Annotated in this window: 20 protein-coding genes; all 20 read left to right on the top strand. The window is 37.7% G+C overall.

Features of this window, described 5'->3' with window-relative positions; translation table 11 throughout:
* Positions 1-123: 123 nt before the first annotated feature.
* The 20 genes from rfbB to ACN0V2_RS06995 all read left to right on the top strand — a co-directional run bounded on the left by rfbB (position 124) and on the right by ACN0V2_RS06995 (position 21,874).
* Positions 124-1,194 (top strand): dTDP-glucose 4,6-dehydratase, encoded by a 1,071-nt coding sequence (gene rfbB / locus ACN0V2_RS07090; RefSeq protein ID WP_417550180.1) that lies wholly within the window; start codon positions 124-126, stop codon positions 1,192-1,194.
* Positions 1,191-2,072, top strand: a complete 882-nt coding sequence (rfbA, locus tag ACN0V2_RS07085) for a glucose-1-phosphate thymidylyltransferase RfbA (protein ID WP_417550103.1) — start codon at positions 1,191-1,193, stop codon at positions 2,070-2,072. Before rfbB ends, rfbA begins: the two co-directional genes overlap by 4 nt.
* Positions 2,072-2,617, top strand: coding sequence for a dTDP-4-dehydrorhamnose 3,5-epimerase (gene rfbC, locus ACN0V2_RS07080; RefSeq protein WP_417550102.1), 546 nt, complete (start codon positions 2,072-2,074; stop codon positions 2,615-2,617). Before rfbA ends, rfbC begins: the two co-directional genes overlap by 1 nt.
* On the top strand, positions 2,618-3,490 hold the full coding sequence (rfbD, locus tag ACN0V2_RS07075) for a dTDP-4-dehydrorhamnose reductase (RefSeq protein WP_417550101.1): 873 nt from the start codon (positions 2,618-2,620) through the stop codon (positions 3,488-3,490). It abuts the gene before it with no gap.
* A gap of 46 nt (positions 3,491-3,536) precedes the next feature.
* Positions 3,537-5,474 (top strand): polysaccharide biosynthesis protein, encoded by a 1,938-nt coding sequence (locus ACN0V2_RS07070; protein WP_417550100.1) that lies wholly within the window; start codon positions 3,537-3,539, stop codon positions 5,472-5,474.
* A gap of 35 nt (positions 5,475-5,509) precedes the next feature.
* Positions 5,510-6,688 (top strand): nucleotide sugar dehydrogenase, encoded by a 1,179-nt coding sequence (locus ACN0V2_RS07065; protein ID WP_417550099.1) that lies wholly within the window; start codon positions 5,510-5,512, stop codon positions 6,686-6,688.
* Positions 6,689-6,777: 89 nt separating this feature from the next.
* A complete protein-coding gene (gene glmS, locus ACN0V2_RS07060; protein ID WP_417550097.1) occupies positions 6,778-8,682 on the top strand; it encodes a glutamine--fructose-6-phosphate transaminase (isomerizing) in 1,905 nt (634 codons plus the stop codon).
* A gap of 24 nt (positions 8,683-8,706) precedes the next feature.
* Positions 8,707-9,333, top strand: a complete 627-nt coding sequence (locus tag ACN0V2_RS07055) for a Wzz/FepE/Etk N-terminal domain-containing protein (protein ID WP_417550096.1) — start codon at positions 8,707-8,709, stop codon at positions 9,331-9,333.
* Between the two features lie 710 nt (positions 9,334-10,043).
* Entirely contained in the window at positions 10,044-11,171 is a 1,128-nt protein-coding gene (gene gmd, locus ACN0V2_RS07050; RefSeq protein WP_417550095.1) for a GDP-mannose 4,6-dehydratase, read from the top strand.
* Positions 11,172-11,173: 2 nt separating this feature from the next.
* Positions 11,174-12,139 carry a GDP-L-fucose synthase gene (gene fcl, locus ACN0V2_RS07045; RefSeq protein WP_417550094.1) on the top strand — a complete coding sequence of 322 codons (966 nt, stop codon included), beginning with the start codon at positions 11,174-11,176 and terminating at the stop codon, positions 12,137-12,139.
* A gap of 61 nt (positions 12,140-12,200) precedes the next feature.
* Entirely contained in the window at positions 12,201-12,674 is a 474-nt protein-coding gene (locus ACN0V2_RS07040) for an NUDIX domain-containing protein (RefSeq protein WP_417550093.1), read from the top strand.
* A 71-nt stretch (positions 12,675-12,745) separates the two neighbouring features.
* On the top strand, positions 12,746-14,077 hold the full coding sequence (locus tag ACN0V2_RS07035; RefSeq protein ID WP_417550092.1) for a flippase: 1,332 nt from the start codon (positions 12,746-12,748) through the stop codon (positions 14,075-14,077).
* Positions 14,064-14,780 carry an FkbM family methyltransferase gene (locus ACN0V2_RS07030; RefSeq protein ID WP_417550091.1) on the top strand — a complete coding sequence of 239 codons (717 nt, stop codon included), beginning with the start codon at positions 14,064-14,066 and terminating at the stop codon, positions 14,778-14,780. Before ACN0V2_RS07035 ends, ACN0V2_RS07030 begins: the two co-directional genes overlap by 14 nt.
* 127 nt (positions 14,781-14,907) lie before the next feature.
* Complete coding sequence (locus ACN0V2_RS07025; protein WP_417550090.1) at positions 14,908-15,564, top strand: DUF268 domain-containing protein; 657 nt, start codon at positions 14,908-14,910, stop codon at positions 15,562-15,564.
* The gene (locus tag ACN0V2_RS07020; RefSeq protein WP_417550089.1) at positions 15,555-16,349 is read left to right on the top strand and encodes an FkbM family methyltransferase; all 795 of its coding nucleotides are present in this window, start codon (positions 15,555-15,557) and stop codon (positions 16,347-16,349) included. Before ACN0V2_RS07025 ends, ACN0V2_RS07020 begins: the two co-directional genes overlap by 10 nt.
* Positions 16,346-17,200: an alpha-1,2-fucosyltransferase gene (locus tag ACN0V2_RS07015; RefSeq protein WP_417550088.1), complete on the top strand. Its 855-nt coding sequence runs from the start codon at positions 16,346-16,348 to the stop codon at positions 17,198-17,200. The genes ACN0V2_RS07020 and ACN0V2_RS07015 overlap by 4 nt, the downstream gene beginning before the upstream one ends.
* Positions 17,201-17,475: 275 nt before the next feature.
* A complete protein-coding gene (locus ACN0V2_RS07010) occupies positions 17,476-18,429 on the top strand; it encodes a glycosyltransferase (protein WP_417550087.1) in 954 nt (317 codons plus the stop codon).
* Complete coding sequence (locus ACN0V2_RS07005; protein WP_417550086.1) at positions 18,426-19,682, top strand: glycosyltransferase family 4 protein; 1,257 nt, start codon at positions 18,426-18,428, stop codon at positions 19,680-19,682. Before ACN0V2_RS07010 ends, ACN0V2_RS07005 begins: the two co-directional genes overlap by 4 nt.
* Positions 19,679-21,046 (top strand): hypothetical protein, encoded by a 1,368-nt coding sequence (locus ACN0V2_RS07000; protein WP_417550085.1) that lies wholly within the window; start codon positions 19,679-19,681, stop codon positions 21,044-21,046. Before ACN0V2_RS07005 ends, ACN0V2_RS07000 begins: the two co-directional genes overlap by 4 nt.
* 9 nt (positions 21,047-21,055) lie before the next feature.
* A complete protein-coding gene (locus ACN0V2_RS06995) occupies positions 21,056-21,874 on the top strand; it encodes a glycosyltransferase family 2 protein (RefSeq protein WP_417550084.1) in 819 nt (272 codons plus the stop codon).
* Position 21,875 lies beyond the last annotated feature (1 nt).

The following is a 21,875-nucleotide window of genomic DNA, read 5'->3' as shown; positions in this document are numbered from 1 at the left end:
GTCTACCCCCCTAGCGTTGTGTCCAAACTTTCAAGTTGATTTTTAGCCCCTGTCGGTGCTAACTTTCACGTGACCAAGGACGGCATATCTGAATTTCTCAAACTCAATAGTGAACTCAGCAACGTGAATAAAAATACCCTGCTCGTAACTGGCGGCGCCGGTTTTATCGGTTCTGCATTAATTCGTCAATTAATTACCGAAACCGATTTCACGGTTATCAACATCGACAAACTGACCTATGCTGGCAATCTCGAATCACTAACTGAGATTAATGCTTCGCCAAACTATCATTTTGAGCAAGCTGATATCTGTGATGCTGAGGCAATGGATCGAATCTTCTCCCAATATCAGCCGAGTGCCATTATGCATCTGGCTGCTGAATCGCATGTTGATCGATCAATTGATGGCCCCGCAGACTTTGTGCAAACCAACGTAGTTGGTACGTATGTTTTGCTTGAGGCTGCCAGAAAATATTGGAAAACGTTATCTGCAGATGATGCCAGAAACTTCCGTTTCCACCATATTTCTACCGATGAAGTCTATGGCACTTTAGGTGAAACGGGGCTGTTTACTGAAACCACTCCGTATCAACCAAACTCTCCTTATTCTGCGACCAAAGCAGGCAGTGATCATTTGGTTCGTGCCTGGCACCACACTTATGGTTTACCGGTATTAATGACCAATTGTTCTAATAACTACGGCCCATATCAATTCCCAGAAAAACTGATTCCGGTGGTTATTAACAATGCATTGGCCGGAAAACCTTTACCGATTTACGGTAAAGGTGAAAATATCCGCGATTGGTTGTATGTCGATGATCATGCTAGAGCATTAAGACTGGTGCTGGCGGAAGGCAAGTTATGTGAAAGCTATAATGTTGGCGGCTTTAACGAACATACCAATTTGGATGTAGTACAACTGATTTGTCAGATTCTGGATGAATTATTGCCTGAATCACCACATCGCCCACACAAAGAGTTGATTGAGTTTGTCACGGATCGTCCAGGTCACGATGCGCGCTATGCAATTGATGCCAGCAAAATTGAACGTGAATTAGGCTGGAAGCCTCAAGAAACGTTTGCCACTGGTTTACGTAAAACGGTTCAGTGGTATCTGGATAATCGCCAGTGGTGTGAAAATGTAATGGATGGTAGTTATCAACAACAACGACTAGGTTTAGGAGAAAACAAATGAGCCGCAAAGGAATTGTATTAGCTGGCGGAAGCGGCACTCGTTTATATCCCGTAACCCAATCCATCTGTAAACAACTGTTGCCGGTTTATGATAAACCAATGATTTATTACCCGCTGGCCACCATGATGCTGGCAGGCATGCGAGACATCTGTATTATTTCCACACCACAAGACACCCCGCGGCTGGAACAATTGCTTGGAGATGGCAGTAAATGGGGATTGAACCTGCAGTATATTGTTCAGGATAAACCAGAAGGTATTGCACAAGCTTTTACACTAGGTGCTGATTTTATCGGTGATGATGATTGTGCTTTGGTGCTTGGGGATAATGTGTACTACGGCCATGACTTGGCAGATATGATGCAAGATGCAGACAATAACAAAGATGGTGCGACGGTTTTTGCCTATCCGGTCAGTGACCCTGAACGTTATGGTGTTGTGGATTTTGATAAGGATGGTAAAGCCCTGAGTATTGAAGAAAAACCTTCAAAACCAAAATCACGTTACGCAATTACCGGTTTGTATTTCTATGATAACCAGGTCGTTGAAATTGCGCGAAATCTTAAACCTTCGGCGCGTGGTGAATTAGAAATTACGGATGTGAATCAGGCTTACCTGGATAACGGCAAGCTCAATGTTCAGGTAATGGGACGTGGCATGGCCTGGTTGGACACCGGCACGCACGACTCACTTCTTGATGCATCAATGTTTATCCAAACCCTTGAACAACGCCAGGGTTTAAAAGTCATGTGTCCAGAAGAAATTGCCTACCGTATGGGCTACATCAATGCCGAGCAACTTGAACAATTAGCACAACCACTGTTGAAAAGTGGTTATGGTAAATACCTGTTAAATATTATTAACGAGACCATTTTCTGATGTTAGTCACCGAGACAAATATTCCCGAGGTTAAACTGCTAACACCGAAGAAGTTTGGTGATGAGCGTGGTTTTTTTCTAGAAAGTTATAATAAAAAAACCTTTAAAGATTTACTCGGTTTAGATATTGATTTTGTTCAGGATAATCACTCTCGCTCAGCAAAAGGTGTCTTGCGTGGTTTGCATTATCAAATAAAGCAGCCCCAGGGCAAACTCGTACGGGTGACCGCTGGAAAAGTATTTGATGTGGCTGTCGATATGCGCCGTAATTCATCAACATATGGTCAATGGACTGGAGCAATCTTAACTGCGGAAGGACAAGAACAGTTTTGGGTTCCAGCCGGTTTTGCCCATGGCTTTATAGTATTAAGCGATAGCGCGGATTTTCTTTATAAAACTACTGATTATTACGCTCCAGAATATGAGCGAACCGTAGCTTGGGATGATTTGGATTTAGCAATTGACTGGCATTTGGATGGTATTACCCCAGTTTTATCTGCTAAAGATCAACAAGGCACGCCTTTTAAATTGGCTGAGACATTTTAAGTGACAATATTATTGATAGGTAGACAGGGACAAGTTGGTTTTCAGTTGCAGAGAAGCCTTGCCTGTTTAGGAGAGGTATATGCAACAACTCGGCAGGAACTTGATTTGTCGGATATGGATGCTATTCGATCATTAGTTAGCAACGTCAAACCTCATCTGATTGTGAATGCAGCAGCTTACACTGCAGTTGATAAAGCGGAAGCCGAACTCGAATTAGCTAGAGAAATTAATGCTATTGCACCAGCAGTATTAGCAGAACAAGCCAAAAAACTAACCATTCCATTAGTACATTATTCAACGGACTATGTATTTGATGGCAGTAAGGATTCCCCATGGTTGGAAACAGATGCCACCGGACCGCTAAGCCATTATGGTTTGACGAAGTTGGAAGGTGAACAAGCAATTTTGGCGAGTGAGTGTGATCATTTTATTTTTAGAACCAGTTGGGTATATGACCGGCGAGGTCATAATTTTTTGAACACCATGCTTAGACTGGCTGAAGAGCGTGAGCAATTGAATATTGTCGATGATCAAATTGGAACGCCTACCTGGAGCAGACATATAGCTGATGTCACTGCCCAGGCCCTGTCACAGGCACATAATAATGAAACATTTTGGCAAAAACATAGTGGTATTTATCATTTGAGTGCAGCAGGTCAAACCAGTTGGAAAGGTTTTGCCGAGGCTATCTTTAATTTAGCAGAGCAAGGTGGTCGTCATGTGCCGCAAGTCACTGGAATTAACACAGCAGAATATCCTACCCCCGCCAAACGTCCATTGAATTCTCTTATGGACAATACCAAGTTAAAACAACATTTTGATCTGCAATTACCTGATTGGCAGCAAAGTTTACAATGGGTTATGCAGTCATAAATAGTCAAGGTAGATTCTGCTTAGCTTGCCGTATTAGGGAAAGTCAGTGATACAAACCTCCTATAACAAATTAATGCAGTGGTTTTTGAGTCGTCCACGAACCACAAAACGAATACTGAGTATTTTTATCGATTATATCGTCGTTATGCTGGTTTTATGGATGGCATTTTCACTACGACTAAGTACTTTGTATGAACCACCTGTTTCCCAATTCTGGTTATTCTTTCTTGCCCCGCTGATCGCAATACCGATCTTTATCAAGTTGGGCTTATACCGGGCAATTGTCCGATATATTGGTCTAGATGCACTGTGGACTATTTTTAAAGCGATTGGTCTGTTTACAGCGATTTTTGCCACATTTGTTGTGCTTTCAGGTCCTTATGCCGGGCTGGTACCTCGTACGGTTTATATTATCAATGCTGTATTGTTATTTTTGTTTGTTGGCGGTCTACGTTTGTATGCTCGTTGGTTATTCATCAGTACGACTCGCAGGCCTTTAACAGAGCTCGATAATCAGCGGTTTATTCCCCCGGTCCTCATTTATGGGGCAGGTCGTGCTGGAGCACAACTTTCTGCTTTATTAAAAATGGGTCGTCAATTGCGTCCAGTTGCATTTATCGATGACGAGCCAACGCTTTATCGCCAACAAATTAATGGGTTAAATGTGTATCGGCCTCGCGATCTGGTGAAGCTGATTGATAAATTTCACGTTCGTGATGTGTTGTTGGCCATGCCATCAGCTTCCCGAAGTCGTCGTAGTGAGATTCTTCGATCTCTTGAAGAACTGCCAGTACACATCCGTACCTTGCCAGATTTAACAGATATAGCTGAAGGCAAACTGGAAGTCTCGGATATCCAGGAAGTAGATATTGCAGACTTACTGGGTAGAGAGGCCGTCGAGCCTGATCCCATGTTATTAACAGCAAACATTACCGGAAAAACAGTAATGGTAACGGGCGCTGGAGGATCCATTGGATCTGAGTTGTCCCGTCAGATCGTTAGACTTAAACCAAGCCGGTTATTGTTGTTCGAAATAAGTGAATTTGCGCTTTATCAAATCGAACAGGAGTTAAGACATCTGGCTACTCAGGTCGAAGTAATCGCATTACTTGGGTCAGTTGTAGATCGCACTCGTTTGACATCAATTTGTCAGCATTTTTCGGTGCAAACTGTTTACCATGCCGCAGCTTATAAACATGTGCCTATGGTTGAAAAAAATGTTGGTGAAGGCATACGCAATAATGTATTTGGCACATTACACTGTGCCCAAGCGGCTATTGCAGCAAAAGTTGAAACATTTGTGTTAATTTCAACAGACAAAGCTGTTCGACCAACCAATACCATGGGTGCCAGTAAACGCATGGCTGAATTGGTATTGCAGGCGTTGGCGCAAGAGTCAGTTACACGCTTTACCATGGTAAGATTTGGTAATGTATTAGGTTCTTCGGGGTCAGTCGTTCCGTTATTTCGAGAACAGATTGCCAAGGGTGGCCCTGTTACCGTGACTGATCCACAAATTATCCGTTATTTTATGACTATTCCAGAAGCTGCGGAACTGGTGATCCAAGCCGGCGCAATGGGACAAGGTGGTGATGTGTTTGTATTGGACATGGGCTCGTCAGTAAAAATTGTGGATTTGGCGAAACGGATGATTCATCTCAGCGGGTTCACAGTACAAAATAGTGAGAACCCAGATGGTGATATCGAAATAACTTTTACCGGATTACGTCCCGGTGAGAAATTATTTGAAGAGCTGTTAATTGGCGAAAATGTTAGCCAAACAGCTCATCAGAAAATAATGCGAGCGGAAGAGCATGTCATTCCATGGCAAGACTTACAACTCATACTGACAGATTTGCAACATGCTATGAGCGTTTCAGATTATGAACAAATCAGAAGCATTCTCGGGCAATATGTGGATGGCTTTATGCCCCAATGCGGAATTGAAGACTGGTTAAGTCACAAAGTTGTGGTAAACCAATAAATATTGGCCCTATTAATTTTATATAGAGACGAATTATGGAAAAAACACTCAATATTGCAGTTGCTGGAACCGGTTACGTTGGTTTGTCTTTAGCTGTTTTACTGGCACAACACCACAATGTTACTGCTTTGGATATCGTCCCTGAAAAAGTGGATCTGATTAACGCCAAAAAATCTCCGATTGTGGATAGAGAGATTGAAGATTTTCTCGCCAATAAGCCCTTAAATTTAACTGCCACAACTAATAAAAACACTGCTTATGAAAAAGCTGATTTTGTCATTATTGCTACCCCAACAGATTATGATTCTGTCACCAATACCTTCAATACCAAATCCGTTGAAGCGGTTATTCAAGATGTGATAGCCATTAATCCAAATGCAGTCATGGTCATTAAATCGACTATTCCAGTTGGCTACACCAGTACGGTCAAAACCAAGTTTGGTACAGATAATGTTTTCTTCTCACCCGAATTTTTACGTGAAGGCAAAGCCTTATACGACAACCTTTACCCATCGCGCATCGTGGTGGGTGAGCAGACTGACCGAGCCCGTCTATTTGCCGATTTATTGATAGAGGGCGCAGTAAAAAAAGATGTACCAGTATTATTTACTGATCCCACAGAAGCAGAAGCGATTAAATTATTTTCCAATACCTATCTGGCGATGCGGGTAGCGTATTTTAATGAACTCGATAGCTATGCCGAAACCCATAATCTGAACAGCCGCCAAATTATAGAGGGTGTGGGCTTGGATCCACGGATTGGCGACCACTACAATAATCCTTCTTTTGGTTACGGCGGTTATTGTCTGCCAAAAGATACCAAGCAACTATTGGCCAACTATGACACCGTGCCAAACAGTTTGATTAGAGCTATCGTTGATGCCAATACCACCCGTAAGGACTTTATTGCCGATCAAATTATTAAGAAAAATCCGCAGGTCGTGGGCATCTATCGTCTGGTGATGAAACAGGGATCGGACAATTTCCGCGCCTCGGCAATTCAGGGGATTATGAAGCGCATCAAAGCCAAAGGTATTGAAGTTATTGTTTATGAGCCTGTGCTCGAAGAAGCTGAATTCTACCGTTCAAAAGTAGTAAATGATTTAGCTGCATTCAAACAACAATCCTCATTAATTATTGCCAATCGTATTACGGATGATATCCAAGACGTCAAAGACAAAATTTATACCCGTGATCTATTTGGTCAGGACTAGCCATATTTACAAAACGTATTGATAACGGGAATTATTCGACTCCGAGCTGATGTATAATCCTTGTTTGCTTTTTTGGAGGACAACCATCAGTGTGTGGAATAGTCGGTGGTATTGCTGAGCGGAATGTAGCCCCAATTTTAATGGAAGGTCTTCGTCGGCTAGAGTATCGAGGTTATGACTCCTCCGGCGTGGCCCTACTGAATGCGGATGCTAATATTCATCGTGTCAGGTCGTTGGGTAAAATCAAGCAACTCGAAGCCAAAATCGATGCTGAAAACACCAGCTTTTCAGGTCAAATGGGTATCGCGCATACCCGCTGGGCTACACACGGTATTCCTTCTGAAAATAATGCTCATCCACATATTTGTAATCATCGAATTGCTGTTGTTCACAACGGCATCATCGAGAATTATCAGGTTCTCAAACAACAACAGATAAATCAGGGGTATCGTTTTACTTCTGAGACAGATACTGAAGTCGCTGCTCACTCTATCTATCAATACTTATATGGGGATGCTTCTCCAACGGCAAGCAGAACCGGTCTTTCACTGCTCGATGCGGTAATTGAAGCAACTCGTGATTTCGAAGGTGCTTATGCGCTTGGTGTGATTGCTACCGATGATCCCAATACTCTGATAGCTGCGCGTAAAGGTAGTCCTCTGGTGATTGGTATTGGTATCGGCGAGCATTTTATCGCCTCAGATGTTTCTGCATTATTGCCCGTAACACAAAATTTTATTTTCTTAGAAGATGGCGACGTTGCCCGTCTGACGCGTGATACTGTAGAAATATTCAGCGCTATCACGGGTGAAAAGGTAGAACGGCCTGTCAAGCAATCAACACTGAATATTACTGCTGTAGAACTCGGCGAACATCGTCACTACATGCATAAAGAGATATTTGATCAGCCTCAAGCGGTCATCGACACCCTGGAAGGGCGGGTAACACAAGACCAAGTACTGGTTTCCACCTTCGGTCCTGGTGCAGAATCGATTTTCAAAAGCATTGAAAGAATCCATATTATCGCTTGTGGTACCAGTTATCACGCAGGTATGGTGGCGAAATACTGGGCAGAAGATATTGTTCGTATCCCATGTCAAGTTGAGGTAGCCAGTGAGTTTCGCTATCGAAATCCCGTCATTGAAGATAACACCCTATTTGTCACCATTAGTCAGTCAGGCGAAACTGCCGATACACTAGCGGCATTGCAGCAAATTAAAGCGCATGCAGCAGAAAGCCCCGAGGCTTTTGCAGCCAAAAATATTCCCACGTTGTCTATTTGTAATGTGGCAGAGAGCAGTCTTACACGTGAAGCCGATTTGAGTTATCTCACCCATGCCGGGCCAGAAATCGGCGTAGCTTCCACCAAGTCGTTCACCACGCAGTTAGTGGCACTAGCGTTATTATTAACCTGTATCGGTAAAGTCAAAAAGCGTATTTCTCGTGAGCGCGAAAGCCACATTACTCAAGGCCTGCAGAAATTACCTAACCTCATCCAGAATGCTTTGATGCATGAGCAGGAAATTCAAGATATTGCCCAGGATTTTGCCGATAAACAACATGCTCTGTTTTTAGGTCGCGGCACTATGTTCCCAATCGCTCTTGAAGGCGCCTTAAAGCTCAAAGAGATCAGTTATATCCATGCTGAAGCCTATCCAGCTGGGGAGTTGAAACATGGTCCATTAGCCCTGATTGATGAGAATATGCCGGTTATTGCGATTGCGCCGCTGGATGATTTATTGGAAAAGCTAAAATCCAATCTCCAGGAAGTGAAGGCGCGTGGGGGACAAATGATAGTGTTTGAGGATGAGCGCTCTGACATCAGTTCAGAGACGGGCTTTAAGGTTATTAAAGCTACCACGAATGTAGGGCGTATTACTGCCCCTATAACCTACAATATTCTCCTTCAATTATTGAGTTACCACGTTGCTTTAATTAAAGGGACAGATGTGGATCAGCCACGTAACCTTGCTAAATCTGTCACAGTTGAATAGTAATCATAAAGAATTAAAGAAATAATGATAAAAAAATCAAATTCACAAAAACAACTAAATCATCTCTCCGAAACATTAAGTAATGATGAAATTGATTTGTTTGAGATAGCTGAATTGCTATGGTACAAAAAAATTATCATTATATTTGTCACTATAGCTTGCGGGCTTTTAGGCTATGGCTATACAGTATATGAAAGCAATAAGCCAATGGTTTATCAAGGAAAAATCCTTTTGGAATCAGGCGCGTATATCACAAAAGAAAATGAGCTCAGAAATCTACATGCCCCACGCGATATGGCGATGATGATCTCTACTATAAAAAATGTTAGTGCTTCGGCCCCAAACGGTACGAGTACTCTCATCGAGGTAACAATTAGCGATACTGAAAAAAATGAAATTCTCGCTAATTTTAATAAAGTTTACAAATTCATTGAACAACAAGACAATTTATTCATCAATAAGCTCGATTCTCAACAAATCATTAAAGTCACGCAAGCTATCGATGAACCAGAAATTACTGAAAAGTCTAAAAATCGCATGATGCTAGTTATTATTCTCTCTATAACCCTTGGTGGCATGCTCGGTATTTTCCTAGTATTGATTCGCGCTGCTATTAAAAATCGCCGTGCTTTTAAGGCAAATATTAAATAGCCTTCCAAAATCAAGATTCATCCAACCATCATATTGTTACGTAATTTAGGTTTTACTCAAAACATATTTGAATTACATTGAGTTCGATTATTGAACGGATAATAAAATGCATGTTAATCGAAAAACTCGCTATAAATCTTTAAATCATTGAGGTTAACCCTGAAATGAGTCAACGTGAAGTCGTCAAGGCTCCTTGACCTCACATCCTCAGTAAAGCGAAGTTTGGTCTAAAAGCATTGTTGAAAAGGATATACAAAAAAACTCAAACTTCAGTAACAGTCTAAATGTACTCGCTTGTATTTATTAAATTACCACAAATAGTATTGGAGAAATATCTAGTATTACAGCTCGTTTTCTAAAAATGAATATGCATAATTACAAACAAATACCGCGTGAAATAGTACAATTAAGTTATGAAGTATCTCACTCATCATCCTCTCAGCACACACATGAATAATAAAAATCTAGTATTTACGGCGCTAAGTTTAACTGCTCCACAGACGGCTACATATTGCGCCACCGTTCGAGAGCTAAGGTTTGAAAACTGTCATCTGCGGCATCCTGGCAATTCACCGCAATGAGGCTTTATGCTTAAGCGGAATCGGAACAAGAACAAGAAGTACAAATATAACACTGCAGAGCACCTTTAATACTCGCTGTTATCAAACGGTAAATCAGAATTTTTGATTTTTAAAATATGAGAAAAAATAATGAAAAAAAAAGCCCTTATCACCGGTGTAACCGGACAAGATGGATCCTATCTTGCAGAGTTTTTACTTGAAAAAGGCTATGAAGTTCACGGCATTAAACGTCGTGCCTCGTCTTTTAACACTCAGAGGGTTGATCACATTTATCAAGACCCGCATGTCGATAAAGCCCATTTTATCCTTCATTATGGAGATTTGACGGATTCCTCCAATCTCACACGTATTTTGCAAGAAGTACAACCTGACGAGGTCTATAATTTAGGCGCCCAATCGCATGTTGCTGTTTCTTTTGAATCTCCGGAATACACCGCAGATGTAGATGCTATTGGCACTTTACGTTTATTGGAGGCCATTCGCTTACTAGGATTAGAAAAGAAAACCAAATTTTACCAAGCCTCTACTTCTGAACTGTATGGCGAAGTACAAGAAACACCTCAGAAAGAAACAACACCATTTTACCCGCGCTCACCTTATGCAGTAGCCAAAATGTACGCATATTGGATTGTTGTCAACTATCGTGAAGCTTATGGTATGTATGCATGTAATGGTATTTTGTTTAACCATGAATCTCCTCGCCGTGGCGAAACATTCGTTACCCGTAAAATCACGCGTGGCCTTGCCAATATCGCCCAAGGCTTAGAGAAATGCCTTTACATGGGGAATATCGATGCATTACGCGACTGGGGACACGCCAATGATTACGTGCGTATGCAATGGCTGATGTTACAACAAGAGGAACCGGAGGATTTTGTGATTGCCACCGGAGTGCAATATAGCGTCAGACAATTTATCGAATGGTCAGCGCAAGAGCTAGGAGTCACGATTAATTTTGAAGGGAAGGGTATAGATGAAAAAGGCTTTGTAACTGCAATTGATGGTGATAAAGCGCCGGGAATTAATATGGGGGATGTAATTGTGAAAATTGATCCACGTTATTTTCGTCCAGCAGAGGTTGAAACTCTATTAGGTGATCCAACTAAAGCCAAACAAAAATTAGGCTGGACGCCAGATATTACCGTGCAAGAAATGTGTGCAGAAATGGTTTATGAAGATTTAAAAGCCGCACAACGTCATGCCTTCTTGAAAGCGAATGGTCATGACATACATGTACCGATGGAAGAAGGGCGTTAAGCATGCCGCAAAAGCGTATTTTAATTGCAGGGCATAAAGGCATGGTAGGCAGTGCATTAGTGCGTCGACTTAGCAAAGATGTAAGCAATCAAATTATTACCGCCGATAGAAAAAAGCTCGATCTATTAAGTCAACAAGCCGTGAATGAGTTTTTTGCCAACCAGGCGATCGATCAGGTTTACCTTGCCGCGGCAAAAGTTGGGGGTATACATGCTAATAATGAATATCCTGCAGAATTTATCTATCAAAATCTAATGATAGAAGCGAATATCATTCAAGCCGCGCATCAAAATAATGTGCAACAACTTTTATTCTTGGGTTCCTCATGCATCTACCCCAGACTCGCACAGCAACCCATACGAGAAGACGCATTATTGACCGATACGCTTGAACCAACAAATGAACCCTATGCGATCGCCAAAATTGCCGGTATTAAGCTTTGCGAGAGCTACAATCGCCAATATGGCCGTGATTATCGTTCAGTGATGCCGACCAACCTGTACGGTGAAAACGATAACTTTCACCCAGAAAATTCGCATGTTATTCCTGCGTTGATTCGTCGTTTCCACGAAGCCAAACATAGCAATGCCCTGGTCGTAAAAGCTTGGGGAACGGGCAAACCTATGCGTGAGTTTTTATACGTTGATGAAATGGCAGACGCTTCAATATTTGTTATGAACCTCGATAACCAAATTTATCAACGCGAAATACAGCCAATGCTTTCGCACATTAATGTCGGTACAGGTGTCGATTGCACCATTAAAGAACTTACCGAAACCGTTGCTAAAGTAGTTGGCTATAAAGGCAAAATAGATTGGGATACCAGTAAGCCTGACGGCACTCCTCGTAAACTGTTAGATGTTTCGCTTATAGATCGCCTTGGCTGGAAAGCTAAAACAACCTTAGAAGACGGCCTAATCCAAACCTATAACTGGTTTTTAGCCAACCAGGACGAATTTAGAAAGTGATGGGGTAAATTTGTTATTCCCACGAACGCGTGAGTATCTAAAGAATGGAAGAAGCTTAAACTTGTTAAACAATATCGACTTTAAACAAATAGTCAGAAACGCGCCACTATTAGCAATTGATTTGGTAGTGCTGGATGATCAAAATCAAATTTTATTAAGGCAACGTATTAATGCCACGGCAAAAGTTTATTGGTTTGTTCCTAGTGGCCGCGCTTTTAAAAATGAAAGTTTAGAAAAAGCCTTTTTCCGCATTAGCAAGGCAGAACTTGGTTTACCCAGTGAACGTAGCCTCGCAGTGCTATTAGGGATTTATGACCACTTTTATAGCGATAGCGTGTTTGATGAAAACACCAATACTCACTTCATTAATGCTGCATATTTAATAAAAATGAAAATGGGACAAGCGTTAAATTTGCCTAGAGCACAGCATCATGACTTTCGCTGGTTAAGTCTTAACGACATAAAACGAGACAACACCGTACATCAATTCAGTAAAATATTTCTAGATGAACTAATTACCGTGATTCCAAATTGAAATGAGTACTTGGCAAACACTGAAAACCATCTTTTCGGACATGATCCGGAGTTTGCAGTCAGAGACTCGAAATGTTTGCTAAATTAAAAACATTACAAAACCATCCAGGTTTTATCCGCTATTTTAAAAACACCAGTTGGATGATGGGTGAACAATTTCTACGCATTATTGCAGGTTTGTTTGTCGGAATCTGGGTGGCGCGGTATTTAGGTCCAGAACAATTTGGCTTATTTAACTATATGCTTGCTTTTACCGCTCTCTTTGGTGGCATCGCCAAATTAGGTCTAGATGGTATTATGGTGCGAGATCTGGTCAACCATCCTGAAAAAAGCGTCACTTATCTTGGTACCGCCTTTTGGCTAAAGTTTATTGGCGCGATTATAGTTATGGGTTTAATAGCAGCCATAGCGCCGTTTATTTCCAACGACACCACAACAAACCAATTTATCTTTATTATTGCCGCAGGTCTAGTATTTCAAAGCTTTGAAGTGGTCGAGTTTGACTTTCAATCGCAAGTGCTAGCCAAAATCGTCTCTATCTGCAAAGTCATTCAATTATCATTGTCATCTATTATAAAAATCTATCTAGTGCTCACCGAAGCGGGACTGTTTTGGTTTGTCCTTGTTACCGCTTTAGATGCGGTAAGTTTAGCCATCAGTTACCTTATCGCCTACAACATTAGAAAAAAGCAGGCGTTTTATAAGCACTTTGATTTCAACTTAGCTAAACAATTACTTAGAGACTCATGGCCAATGATTTTTGGAAGTAGTTTATTAATGATACAAGCATATATTGATCAAGTTATGATTCAGTGGCTACATGGGAGTGTAGAAGTTGGTTACTACAGTGTTGCAATAAAATTAATTGCCGTGTTTGGGTTTGTACCAATAATACTTAAGGACTCATTATTCCCAGCTATAGTAAATGCAAAAAATAAATCTAGTTCACTCTATACAACGCGAATATTAAATTATTACAGACTTAATTTCATGCTGTTTTTATTATTTGCTATACCAGTTTTTATGTTTTCAGAAATTATTGTTGTGTTTTTATTTGGAGATACTTATAGGCCTGCAGGTGTTTTATTTGCACTATTGGCGTTTAGACTTTTCTTTAGCAATATGGGTGTGGCAAGAGGTGCTTTTTTATTAAATGAAAATTTATTGAAATTTTCTTTAATCACATTATTTGTAGGTGCTCTTGTAAATATTGTTTTGAATTATCTTTGGATACCTGAATATGCAGCGAAAGGTGCCGTTGCTGCTACAATTGTATCCTTTACAGTAACAATATTCTTAATGGATTTCTTTTACAAAAAAACAAGAAATAATGCATATTTAATGGTTAAAGGAATTTTAACTTTTTATAGGATTAATCTAGGTGTGGATAATGATGCAAAATAGGATAAATGCAATAAAAGAAAGTTTTTTCAGAAAACGAAACATGAAGAAATTTTATAGCGGTTTAATTTCAAAAAACGATTTAGTTTTTGATATAGGTGCAAATATTGGGAGTAGAACGAGCGTCTTTCTTGATATTGGTGCAAAAGTTGTAGCTGTAGAACCAAATCCCAATCTTGCTCGAAGACTCAAAAAAAAATTTAAATATGCAACAATAATAGACAAGGCGATTGGTGGAACGGAGGGGAAGGTATTATTACATCTAAATGAATCAGATGTACTTTCGTCTACTTCGGAAGATTGGATTGAATCTGTAAAGAAATCTGGAAGATTTGGAGAGTTAGCAAATAAGTTCAACAAAAAAATTGAAGTTGAACAAATCACTATAGATTATTTAGTTAATAAATTTGGCACTCCGAAGTTTGTTAAAATTGATACTGAAGGAACGGAGCTGGAAATAATAAAGGTTATAGACAGTTGCGTTATAGGATGCATTTCGTTTGAATTTGCTATTCCGGAATCTAAGGAAGTTTCAATTGGCATAATAAATCATTTAAATTTAATCGGGTTTAAATTATTTAACATTTCTTTCGGCGAAAGCATGGAGTTTTTATCCTCAAGAAAGCTAAATATTAGTCAATTAATTGCGTTGATTGATAACCTTCCAGAGTTTTCGTGGGGGGATGTCTATGCATTTAGTGAGTAAGGCAAGGGAAAAGTTAAAAAATAATAAGTTTATTTTAAATATTTATAACATTTACAAGTCTCTTTTTAATTTTTTTTGCTTTAGGCCTTTTTTTCTTATCAAGCAATATTGCTGGTTTTTTTCTAAAATGAAAGAATTAAAAAAACAAAATAAGAATGATGCATTTAAAGATTTTGAGTATTATCCATGTCTGTTTGATAACTTAAGTTATACCCCACTTGAACCAACATATTTTTTTCAAGACAGTTGGGCCGCAAAGCATATTTTTGATTTGAAACCACAGCACCATTATGACGTTGGCAGTTCTGCAAAAACAATAAGTATCATTTCACAGTTTACACCTGTCACAATGATAGACATTAGGCCGATTGAACTTGTATTGCCAAATTTATATTTCATGAAAGGCTCAATATTAGACCTTCCTTTTGAAGATGGGTCTATAAATTCCTTATCAAGTTTATGCGTTGTTGAGCATATAGGGCTTGGAAGATATGGGGACCCAATTGATTCTTTCGGGAGCGAAAAGGCTATACGTGAACTAAAACGAGTGCTAAGTGAAGATGGTATTTTATTGTTTAGTGTGCCAGTAGACAAAGTTAATAAGATATTCTTCAATGCACATAGAGCGTTTACAAGAGACTATATTATTGAGTTGTTTGATGGATTTGTGGTTATAGATGAAAAGTATCATTATGGTACCAAGCTCTATGATGAGTATGACCCGCAAAAAGGTTTTGGTACAGGATTGTTTATGATGAAAAAAATGGTTTATGAATGTACATAAAAACTAAATCATTAAACAAAAGGTTGCGAAACTTTGCATTTAATTTATTTAATGCACTGGAGAATAATAACAATGCTATGTTTGACAAAAATGGCGAGAAAAACTTCTTAAATTATCTGATTTCAAGGCTTGCTGATTCAGATGGGAGCAAAGTTGTCTTTGATATAGGTGCTAATATTGGTGAGTATTCGTCGATGTTGTTACATATTTTCCAAAATAATAACATTGTTGATGTCCAGTTGCATCTATTTGAACCGACACAAAGTTGTTTTGAGGTGATTAAGAAAAAGTTTGAAACTAAAGAAAATTTTCACCTTAATAAATTTGGTGCTTCAGATAAGCAAATTGCAGCAAAAATTTTTTATGATAAAGAACAAAGTGGCTTAGCATCTCTGTATCAAAGAAACTTAGATAGTTACAATTTAAAGTTAGATAAAAGTGAGGAGATTAATCTTAGACGTATGGATGATTATATTGTGTCCATGGAAATTAAACATATTGACTTTATAAAAATTGACATAGAGGGTCATGAATTGAAGGCCTTCGAAGGATTTGGCCCATATTTAAATTCGGATTTTGTTGATTATATACAATTTGAGTATGGTGGGGCTAATTTAGACTCCCATACAAGCTTGATGAAATTGTATAGGTTTTTGAATGATAGAGGTTTTATTATCGCTAAAGTTATGCCAAAAAGTTTGGAAATAAGAGATTATAAACCATTTATGGATAATTTTATGTATGCAAACTACGTTGCTATTTCAAATAGATTGCTTGAAAAATGATTCTCTATATCTCCGATGGCCGACTAGGAAATCAGCTCTTTCAGTATGTTTTTTTAAATACAATTGCCAAAGAAAATGAAAAAATCATCGCAATAAATATGTGGAAATTTTATGATGATTTTGATATCAACAATCCTAATTTCATACCTGTTATTTTTGGCAAGTATGGACTTTATTTAGTCAGAAAAGTACTTAAACCTTTTTTTTTATATGTTTTAGTGCCACTCAAACTTATAGTATATGTAAGACAGAACAGAAGCGAAACTTCAGCATTACCAACTTTTAACAAAACAAAAGGTTTTTTACCCATCACTCTTGTAGAGTCAAACTTCTTTCAATCTGAAGATTTTTTTAATTCTGAAAAAGTAGACTTCACCATTAAAAATAAATATATTCAACAAGCAGAGGGTTTTTTACAAAGAATTCCTAAACAATATACAAAAGTTTTCATACATGTAAGAAGGGGGGATTACTTGTCTGAAACTTATCTTGGTGAGCAGGGCATTAACCTTCCAATGAGTTATTTTAAAAATGCAATGTTAGAGATAGATAAAGAGATTAAAAATCCTTACTATGTATTTCTATCAGATGATCCGGAGTTTGTTGAGTGGAGCTTCAGTAATGTTAAAAACAAAATCATATCTAATAATGACATGGTTACCGATTTAGCTATAATGAGTGAATGTAGCTATGGGATAGTTTCAAATAGCAGCTTTTCTTGGTGGGGAGCTTATTTGATGAAAAATAGAATAAAAGTAATATTCCCAAAATTTTGGTATGGTTGGAAGGCAAAGGTTGAGTCTCATATAGGTATACAGCCATCTTGGTCTACAATAATTGATGTCAAATAAATTTTCTTCTTTATAGTACTTTTATATTTGTATCATTTTTTAAATAAATCCACTAATTTAATTATTTTTAAAGATAACGATCTGTCTCTTTAATTACATTATAAATAACAATTGAAGTGGTCATATTTACAAATAACTTAATCTTGATATATTAATAATTAATTAACTTCATGTTTTTTATAGAATGAAATATGGTATTTTTTTATTGATATTTAGTTTAAATGGTCACTTAAAAAATATGTTTAAGATTATTTTAATATATCAGGTTTAAATATTTGAAAAATATAAATTATTCCCAGTATCAATTAAAACTAGCGCCTATAATTCTCTTCGTTTATAACCGTCCATGGCATACAAGGCAAACGATTGAAGCTCTGCAAAAGAATGAACTTGCTGAACAAAGCGATTTGATTATTTATTCTGATGGGCCAAGAAGTGAACAAGTTAGTTCGCAGATACAGGAAGTTCGAAAATACTTAAAGACAGTCAATGGCTTTAAATCGATTAAAATTATTGAACGCAATACAAACTGGGGCTTAGCTAACAATATTATTGATGGCGTCACTGAAGTGGTTAATCAATATGGGCGCATCATAGTAATGGAGGACGATATTGTTACTAGCCCCGCATACCTTTCCTTTATGAATCAAGCTTTAAGCTTTTACCAAAATCAAAGCAACGTTTGGCATGTAAGCGGCTGGAACTACCCAATTAATACAAACGTAATGAGTGACGCTTTCTTTTGGCGAGTAATGAACTGTTGGGGATGGGCAACGTGGGCAGATAGATGGAAACACTTTGAGAAAAATCCCCAACGATTAATTGAAAACTGGAGCAAACAACAAAAACATTACTTTGATTTAGATGGTTCTGGTTTATTTTGGCATCAAGTTACCGCCAATGCAGAGGGGAAAATTAATACTTGGGCGATATTTTGGTACGCCACACTGCATGAAAAAGGCGGTTTATGCCTAAATCCTGCTCAAAGCTATGTCAATAACATCGGTCACGATGGCACCGGTGAACATTGTGGCAATTCTCAATCCCTTGCAAACAACAGGCATGCATTGTGCACAAAATCACAACTTAACTTTACAGTTGTAATCCAAGAGTCATTAGACGCAGTTAGTGCAATTAAGCTTTACTATAGAAAACAAAAGAAACCTTTTATAATTCGTGCAATTAATAAAGTCGCGCGATTAACCATCAAAAAAAATATTTTTCAATGAAAATCCTAATTGTAAATACATCTGACATTCAGGGGGGAGCAGCCAGAGCAGCATATAGGTTGCATCGGGCATTATTGGCTAAGGGTGAAGATAGTCAAATGTTGGTGCAGTCTAAGGCGTCTGATGATTATAAGGTGATAGGCCCTGAAAATAAGATTCAAAAGGCGATAGGTAAAATACGCCCCACTTTGGATTTGATTCCAGTTAGACTTTATAAAGATCGCACGAAAACTTTATTTAGTCCCAGTTTGTTGCCGTTTTCTTCAGTCCTAAAGCGCATTAACGAAATAAATCCTGATGTAGTGCATTTGCACTGGATCGCCGGCGGAATGATGCGCACTGAAGACCTTGCCAAAATTAAAGCCCCGATTGTGTGGAGTTTGCATGATATGTGGGCGTTTACTGGGGGGTGTCATTATGATGAGGATTGTGGTGCTTACCAAAAAGAATGTGGTGTATGCCCTGTTTTAGGTTCCAACAAATATCAGGACTTAAGCCGAAAAATTTTAAGGAGAAAACATACTACATACGAGAAAACGCCAAATCTTAATATTATTGGGGTGAGTCAGTGGTTAGTAGATTGTGCTAAAAAAAGCAGCTTGTTTGCGGAGAGACCGATTTATAGGCTGCCAAATCCAATAGATACTGATGTTTTTGCCCCATTCAATAAACAAGAAGCAAGATCACTACTTAACCTACCACAAGATAAAAAGCTCGTGCTATTTGGTGCGATTGGCGCAACTAGTGATCCACGCAAAGGTTTTAAAGAACTTTCACAAGCCTTGAAAAATGTGCCAGAAAGTCATCAATTAGTTGTGTTTGGTTCAAGTGAGCCGTATACCCCTCAAGGACTTAAACAAAAAGTACATTATTTAGGTTATTTACATGATGACGTAAGTTTACGTGTCCTTTACAGCGCGGCAGATGTGATGGTGGTGCCAAGTTTGCAAGAAGCTTTTGGCCAAACTGCCACGGAGTCAATGGCGTGTGGTACTCCAGTAGTCGCATTTGGTGCAACGGGATTATTGGATATTCTAGATCATCAACTAAATGGTTACCTTGCTAAACCCTTCGAAACCCATGACCTGGCCAATGGCATTAACTGGGTACTTAATCATCCTAAACCTGAACAGTTAGCTCAATCTGCACGTGAAAAAATTGTGAGTGTATTTGATAGTAAGATTGTAGCTAAAAAATATATTCTTTTATATCGCGATATTATTCACAAAGCCAATACTTTAATTGCTAAATGAATAACTTTATTTACCTTCAAAATAATAAAATTATAATAAATATTTATAATTTTTTTTTAGTTATTTCAATGTGTTCACTTTTTTATTATTTTTGTGTGAATATAAATGTTATTGGTGGTGGTTCAGTTGCAATTTTAGGCCTCTTAATATTTTTTGTTTTATGTGTGAATTCCATTTTATTAAGAATTTTTTTTGATTCAGATGTTTATTTAAAAAAATCATTATATTTTCTGTGTTTATTCTTTTGGTATTTCTTATTTAGAGTGATAGCTGATGGGCAAGAGTTAAGTTTTTTAATTTCTAAAACTTTAAATACAAGTACTGGGATGATTTTATTTTTATTAATTGGATCGTTTACATCATTTTTTTTGAATAAATTAACATCGGATAGTATAAATTTAAGAAATGGTTTAAAAAAATATAACCTTATATTTTTTATATTTTTAATATTTTATTCAGGTATAACCTTTTATACCTCATTTAGTCTAGTTTCAAGTCTTAGTGGTGACAAGCTGTTAATTGATGGTATTGGTAACCAGTATCAAAGACCGGGTAATTTTTTAACAATTTCATTTTATTTGTTCTCATTTATTTATACTACTTACAACGTATTAAATAACAAAACAAATATAGCGATTTTTATTTTTTATATAGTTGTCAGTTTTACAGGCATGTTCAACTCACAAGTGTTTGGTTCGAATAGCGGTTTGGCCGGAGTGGGGGGTATTTCTTTTATAACAATATTATTTGTTATGTTTTTGGCATCAAAAAGATCAAGAGAAATTTTATCTGTTACTAGGTTAAGTATAAAAAAGTTAATAATTTCAAAACTGGCAAATCATATTTATAAATATATTATTTTGGCAATAATGATTTTTATTCTTTCTTTAATAATTATGATGGCTTATTTTGACATAAGTTTTTCGATGCTTCGTGTATCTGATTTTGGTTCAGGTAATACCTCTATAAGTAGCAGGTTGGATTTGTGGATATATTTTATCGAAAACTTTAGTTACTCACCTTTTTTGGGAGATCTAATTGTTGAAGAAGTAGTTGGCACAGATAACTATGTACATAGCTTAATTGCATATATGTTGACACACCTTGGCGTATTAGGAACGCTGCTTTTTTTGTTTTATATCTTCATAGCAGTGAATGAGGTAATTGCTGAAACGAATCGAGAGAACGACATAAGGGTAAAAAGTTTGACTTTATATTCAATTATACTGTTTATAGTTGTTTTTGTTCTGGGCATTTTAACAACAACGATGTATTGGATTGTGTTATGGTTTTCTATAGGATTTACTTTCAGCCCATTTAAATTAAATTCAAGAAAAAATCATTTTAAATTTAACTTATTATAAACTATATATATGCTTCCTTTAGTAACTATAATCACACCAGTTTTTAATGGTGCTAATTTATTAAGATATACTCTTGATTCTATTGTTAAACAGTCATATAAAAATATTGAATATATTATAGTTGATGGTGGTTCAACTGATGAAACGTTAGATATCGTTAATGAGTACAGTGACATTGTTAGTAAAATCATTTCAGAAAAAGACTCTGGAATGTATGATGCATTAGCAAAAGGTTTGCTTGTTGCGAATGGTGAAGTTATATGCTATCTGAATGCAGGTGATGTTTTTTATGAAAAAGCTATTGAAGTAGTAGCGAATATTTTTTCAGATAATAATTTAAGTTGGGTAACTGGTTACAGAAGTACTTGTATCGCTGATAATATTATAGTGAGGATAGATTTGCCTTTTCGATATAAATCAAATTTAATTGAAAAATGTGCTTATGGTCGATGGCTTCCCTATATTCAGCAAGAATCTACTTTCTGGAAAAGAGAGTTAATTGAAACTATAGATCTAGAAAAGTTGAGATCGTTAAAGTTGGCTGGAGACTACTATCTTTGGTATTGTTTTTCACATCAAGCAACACTCGAAATAGTTAAAACTCCTTTAGGTATATTTAGGATACATGAAGGTCAATTATCTGAAAATCTTGAATCTTACTGGAAGGAGATAAAGAGTTTTTCTAGTAAAATGAATTTGTACGATTTTGTACAAGTTATTATCGAAGCTTTTTTTTGGTTGTTAGATTCAAGAGTTAGAGATAAGCTTTTTAATAATATATGGAAATTTAACCTTAAGAAAAATTTATGGGAGCGTGGTAGTAAATAGA

This window comes from Methylophaga sp., from assembly GCF_048266885.1.
Taxonomy (GTDB): domain Bacteria; phylum Pseudomonadota; class Gammaproteobacteria; order Nitrosococcales; family Methylophagaceae; genus Methylophaga.
Note: the sequence above shows the minus strand (reverse complement) of the source record. Positions and strands in the feature narration are given on the sequence as shown.